The sequence below is a fragment of the Flavobacterium sp. genome (assembly GCF_035456225.1).
Lineage (GTDB): Bacteria > Bacteroidota > Bacteroidia > Flavobacteriales > Flavobacteriaceae > Flavobacterium.
In genome coordinates this window covers 1-6,252 of sequence record NZ_DATIDM010000090.1, presented here as the reverse complement: position 1 = coordinate 6,252, position 6,252 = coordinate 1, and the positions used below count along the sequence as shown (strand labels likewise).

Here is a 6,252-nt window from a genome sequence, read left to right as displayed (position 1 = left end):
TCAAAGCTGATATCTTCTTTAGAATAAACCACTAATCCTGAAAAATGGATTTTTCGGGCTTCCATATCTTTGAAATACTGACTCAGATTATGTTTTAAACCAAAGCCATACACCTGATAATCCCCTTTTTTAAGTTTTGTTTTAGGAGAATATTTTACCACAACCTCGGTACCATACCACAACGCCACCGAACCTTGTAAATACGGATAGAAAATAGTTTCCTGATTGACCCCTTCCGGAGTTTTCAGCCGGATCTGTTCACCATCCAAATCACCAACAAGATAATGGTTAGAATCCCCACCCAATGCAGTGGGCACAGTTGCGGATGTCGCCCCTCCTTCGATCTGAAAAAAGGAAAAATCGGAATTCTTTATCTCAAAACTTCTGTCGCGTTTGGGTACAAAAAAAATGTTGGAATGCAAACCCAGGGTCACATCCCATAATTTTCTTTTTTTAGGAGAAGTAATCCAACCCGAAGCGGCCTGATAAACGGCCGCATCCGTAGCTGGAGTTATATATTGATCGGAATAAAACAACGCGTCATTAAGCAGGTTTTCAACATCCTGAAAAGTTTCTGAAGTTTGCGCTTTTGCTTTAGGAGAAAAACACAAAAAAGCAACAAAAAAACATCCTGCCGAAATGAATGATTTACGCATCGATCTTCGCGTAAGCAGCATTTTTCTCAATAAATTCTCTACGCGGTGGAACTTCATCACCCATCAGCATTGAGAACACACGATCCGCTTCAGCCAAACTGTCAATTCCCACCTGACGTAACGTTCTGAATTCCGGATTCATTGTGGTTTCCCATAATTGCTCCGCGTTCATCTCTCCAAGACCTTTATAACGTTGGATATTGGTTCCGCCGCCCATTCTTTCAGAGATTTCATCACGCTGTGCATCCGTCCATGCGTATTCTTTTTTATTACCTTTCTTCACCATATATAATGGCGGAGTAGCAATATAAACGTAACCGTTTTCAATCAACTCCTTCATATAACGGAAGAAGAACGTCAAAATCAGTGTAGAGATGTGACTACCGTCCACGTCGGCATCACACATGATAACTACTTTATGGTAACGTAATTTTTCAAGATTTAACGCTTTACTGTCTTCTTCAGTACCGATGGTCACCCCTAAAGCAGTAAAAATATTGCGGATTTCTTCGTTTTCGAACACTTTGTGGTGCATCGCTTTTTCCACATTCAGGATCTTACCTCTCAAAGGCATGATTGCCTGGAATGCACGGTCACGTCCTTGTTTGGCCGTTCCACCTGCCGAGTCTCCCTCGACAAGGAACACCTCACATTTTGCCGGATCCTGTTCAGAACAGTCAGACAATTTACCCGGTAATCCACCACCACCCATTACGGTTTTGCGCTGTACCATTTCACGGGCTTTTTTCGCTGCATGACGCGCTTGAGCTGCCAAGATCACTTTCTGAACGATGATTTTGGCATCATTTGGATTTTCTTCCAAATAGTTCTCCAACATTTCAGCAACCGCCTGACTCACAGGAGAAACAACTTCCCTGTTACCCAATTTGGTTTTAGTCTGTCCTTCAAATTGAGGTTCAGATACTTTTACCGAAATAATCGCTGTCAAACCTTCACGGAAATCATCTCCGGAAATCTCAAATTTCAATTTATCCAACAATCCGGAAGCATCCGCATATTTCTTCAATGTACGGGTTAACCCCATACGGAAACCCTGCAAATGCGTACCTCCTTCGTGTGTATTGATGTTATTTACGTAAGAGAAAATATTTTCAGAATAACTGTCATTGTAAATCAATGCGACTTCAACCGGAACTTCGCCTTTTTCATTTTCCATGCTGATTACATGACCGATAATCGGTACACGGTTACCATCAAGGAATCTAACGAATTCTTTCAGACCTTCTTTAGAATGGAATGTTTCACCAACGAAGTTTCCTTCTTTATCCGTTTCCCTTTTATCTGTCAACGTAATGGTGATTCCCTTGTTAAGGTAAGCCAACTCACGCATACGGGCCGCTAAAGTATCATAAGAATACTCAAGCGTCTGCTGAAAAATAGTTCCGTCAGGCTTGAACCAAACCGTTGTTCCACGCTTGTCGGTTTCGCCAACCTGCTTCACCGGATACATAGCTTTACCCCTTTCGTATTCCTGTTCGTATACTTTTCCTTCTCTGAAAACAGTAGCTTTTAAGTGGTCAGATAACGCGTTAACACACGATACCCCAACCCCGTGCAGACCTCCGGAAACTTTATAAGAATCTTTGTCAAATTTACCTCCGGCTCCGATTTTGGTCATTACAACCTCAAGAGCTGAAACACCTTCTTTTTTATGAATATCTACGGGAATCCCTCGACCGTTATCTTCTACGGAAATCGAGTTGTCCTCGTTAATTGCTACATGAATAGTATCGCAATGTCCGGCTAACGCTTCGTCAATCGAGTTGTCCACTACCTCATAAACCAAGTGGTGAAGTCCTCGAACCCCTGTATCACCAATGTACATCGAAGGACGCATCCTTACGTGTTCCATTCCCTCAAGCGCCTGAATACTGTCTGCCGAATAATTGTTTTTCTTTACTTCTTCGCTCATAATCTATATTCTGATTGTATATTTTTTTGTATAACGAGCAAATATATGAAATTGAAGATGATTTTACGTTAAAAATAACCCAACCAAAACCCTAAGTTATTAACAAAAAAGACTGTTTTATCGACAAAGCATTAAACAGTGACCTAAGTGCCTATTCAATAATTTTTTACCCAAATCCCAGTTTAAACAAACCATAATTGCGCTTCTAAATTACCATTTTTCATTTAGGCAAAGATTTCGAATCCCAATCGGAAACAAAGAAAAACTTCTCCAAACTCACATTGCAATTAATTCTGTAAAAAAAAATATTTCTATATTTGTATTTAACATTTTAACAAAAAAAATATGAAAAAGTTAATAAGATTATTGGTTTTTGCATTATTCTTTAGTTATGCAAATGTTTTTGGACAAGCAAGAAATGAATTGAATTTCGGTCTTGTAGGTGCTAATTATGAAATCCCTGTACATAAAGACATTACGATTGCGCCCGGGATTGGAACCAATTTCGATCTAGATTGGTTAAATATAGGCGTAAAAGGGAACTATTATTTTGATCATATATTTGGTCTTTCAGATCCTGCATGGGATGTCTACGGTGGAGCCAATTTAGGATACGCTGTCCCTATAGGAGACAATGATCATAATGATGGCGACATTGATTTGGGTCTTCAGGCAGGAGGACGCTGGTTTTGGAATGACAAATGGGGCGTATATCTGGAGCTCGCAGGAGGAAACACTTCCGGTTTTTCCCCTTTCATTGGATTAACAGTGAAGTTGTAACGGATGCTATCCCGGTTAGAAGTCCTGAACGAAATTTCAGGGCTTTTTGCTGTTTTTTTGGATGATTTGCGAATCCGGTATTGTCTTCAGGATTATAAAAACAAAAAACGCCGGTACCACTACCGACGTCTTTTAACAAACAAACCAAATTGAAATTATGCGGCAATAACTGCCAAATCGCTTTTTACGTGAGCTGCGTTCGCTCTTCCGCTTGGGTCTTGGTTCGACTGCCATTTCGGAATCCATTTGCGAACGGTTTTTGCAGCACTTTCCTGCGGGAAATGCTTGTGAAATATCGTTCTGTAGAAAAACGCCTCTTTCGTAGCCGGTGTGTTATACGGAAACAGTTCGGCCGCTTTGGCAAAATCCGCATCCGAAACCTGAGAAGCGCAATATTCGACTAAAGTATCAATCCAGTTGTAACCCACCCCATCGGAAAACTGTTCTTTCTGGCGCCATAAAACACTTTCAGGCAAATAAGGCTGTTCCGGTGTATCAAACGCTTTGCGAAGAATATATTTCTCAACTCCACCGTAGGTTTCAGGCATTTTTTCTTCCGGTTTAATTTTGATAGCCAATTCCAAAAAAGCTTTGTCCAAAAACGGCACTCTCGCCTCTAATCCGTGTGCCATGGTTGATTTATCGGCACGAAGCAAATCTGCTGTAGACAAACGTTGGACTCTCTCGATGGTTTCCTTTTGAAAATCGGCTACCGTTGGTGCGTTTCTGAAATAAAGATACCCTCCGAAAATCTCATCGGCTCCTTCTCCGGAAAGCACCACTTTGATTCCCATATCCGTAATCGCTTTTGAAAGGAAATACATTGGTGTACTAGCGCGAACAGACGTCACATCATAAGTTTCCAAATGCCAGATCAATTTATCAAGGATTTTAATTCCTTCTTCTATGGTAAAATGAATTTCGTGGTGTTCCGTACCTAAAAATTCCGCCACTTCCCGAGCTGCAATGGCATCCGGAGCATCTTTGTCCAAACCTATGGAAAACGAATGCAGTTTCTTCCCGTCAGCTTCCCTGAGCAGTCTTGACGCAATGGATGATGTTAATGATGAATCCAAACCTCCTGAAAGCAACACTCCGATTGGCACATCACTCATAAGACGTTTGCGAACCGCTTCTGTTAAGGCTTCACGAACAGCTTTTAAATCGAGTTTTTCAGTCGCCAATGTGTCGTCTTCCCATTTTGGCTGATAGTATTTTACCAATCCGGTTTTGGGCGTGTAATAATGTCCGGGCGGAAAAGCTTCAAAAGTTTCACACTGATCCGCTATGACTTTCATTTCAGAAGCAAAATACAGACGGCCTTCGCTGTCTTTCCCATAATACAATGGTTTCACTCCCAGCGGATCACGACCAGCGATAAAATCATCGCCATCGATTACCGCAAATGCAAAAATCCCGTCGAGCATATCACAAAAATCATAACCGAATTCCTCATACAGATGCACAATCACTTCTGAGTCGGAAGCAGTTCTGAAAGTATGATGACGCAATATTGTTTCGCGCAGTTTCTGATGGTTGTAGATTTCACCGTTGTGCACCATCCAAGCGTTAGATGTTCCCTGAATGGGTTGTTTTCCTGTATGCAAATCCACAATAGACAAACGTTCGTGACTTAACAAATGTCCTTTTTCCGTGATATGTAAATCACTTTCATCCGGTCCGCGATGCGACATTCTTTTGGATAATTGTTTCACTAAAGCCTCATCTGTCCCCTTTCCTATAACTGCCAATATTCCGCACATAATAATTTCGTTTTAAGTTTTATTATGAAACAAAATTGCAACTTAAAGTTTTAATTATAAACCACAAAACGTTATTTAATTACAATTTTAAAGTTATAAGTCTTATTTACGGCTAAAATGAAATTAAAACCACTAAAAACAGAAGTTTTGGATTACAGATTGTAATTTCAGTGTTTTTAACCTAAAAAACATTATAGTTTATCACAGCAAATTGCACGCAGAATACACAGAAATTCGCAGACCATTTACTTTTAAGTGAAAATCTGTGTAAATCTGTTTAATCAGTGTTCTATCACATAATTTCGCTTTAACAACAAATAACTTTAGATTGAAAACAAGGTTTTTATAGTCAAAACCCGTGGCATTTTTCAGAAACACAACAAAAAATAAAATGGTTTATCCTTTAGCCCTGATGGTAGAGGAAATCCTGGCGTTGTGAGATTGCCGCGCAAGCTCGCAATGACAGATTGAAACGGACAGCAGGAACATGGTTTGCCGACAATCCCGAACGAATTGCTCCAAAAAAAATCCCAAACTCTCGCTTGGGATTCTACTCTATTTCACTTGTTTTCCTTTGATGAAGGTATTTTTTGGCTTAATCGTTAAAACCTTTTCAATAGGGATTGTCATAAAATCTTCGTCAAAAATGGTGAAATCAGCCCATTTGCCAACTTCCAGACTTCCTTTTTCTTTTTCTTCAAAATCAGAATAGGCTGCCCAAATGGTCATTCCTTTTAAGGTTTCTTCCCTTGTTAAGGCATTTTCAGGCAAAAACCCGCCCGATGGAAAACCTTTCAGATCCTTGCGTGCTACGGCAGCGTAAAAGGTGTACATTGGGTTGACTTCTTCCACAGGAAAATCAGTTCCAAGGGCAATTACTCCGGCTTTATCGAGCATTTTTTTATAAGCGTAAGCATTTTTAATACGATTCAGCCCCACTCTCTCCGTTGACCAATACACATCGGAAGTCGCATGCGTAGGCTGAACGGAAGGAATGATTCCCAACTTGAAATAATCGAAATCCTTTTCACGCATCACCTGGGCGTGTTCAATTTTCCAGCGTCTGTCTGTTTTGCCGGTCAGCACTTCTTTGTAAATTTTCAATAGTACCGTGTTGGTC

The 6,252-nt window shown here is 40.4% G+C and carries 5 protein-coding genes; 1 reads left to right on the top strand and 4 read right to left on the bottom strand.

What is annotated here, in order from left to right; genetic code table 11:
- Both VLB74_RS05290 and gyrB read right to left on the bottom strand, forming a co-directional pair.
- The coding region (locus tag VLB74_RS05290) for a DUF6588 family protein (RefSeq protein ID WP_325202417.1) at nt 1-656 on the bottom strand (656 nt) is incomplete at its 3' end.
- Nucleotides 649-2,589, bottom strand: coding sequence for a DNA topoisomerase (ATP-hydrolyzing) subunit B (gene gyrB, locus VLB74_RS05285; protein WP_325202416.1), 1,941 nt, complete (start codon nt 2,587-2,589; stop codon nt 649-651). The genes VLB74_RS05290 and gyrB, both read right to left, overlap by 8 nt.
- A 345-nt stretch (nt 2,590-2,934) precedes the next feature.
- Here gyrB and VLB74_RS05280 point away from each other — a divergent pair, with 345 nt between their 5' ends.
- Complete coding sequence (locus VLB74_RS05280) at nt 2,935-3,369, top strand: hypothetical protein (protein ID WP_325202415.1); 435 nt, start codon at nt 2,935-2,937, stop codon at nt 3,367-3,369.
- A 155-nt stretch (nt 3,370-3,524) separates the two neighbouring features.
- On the opposite strand, the gene asnB is transcribed toward VLB74_RS05280, so the two are convergent.
- Entirely contained in the window at nt 3,525-5,132 is a 1,608-nt protein-coding gene (gene asnB, locus VLB74_RS05275) for an asparagine synthase B (protein ID WP_325202414.1), read from the bottom strand.
- Between the two features lie 555 nt (nt 5,133-5,687).
- The coding region (locus VLB74_RS05270) for an amidohydrolase family protein (RefSeq protein ID WP_325202413.1) at nt 5,688-6,252 on the bottom strand (565 nt) is incomplete at its 5' end.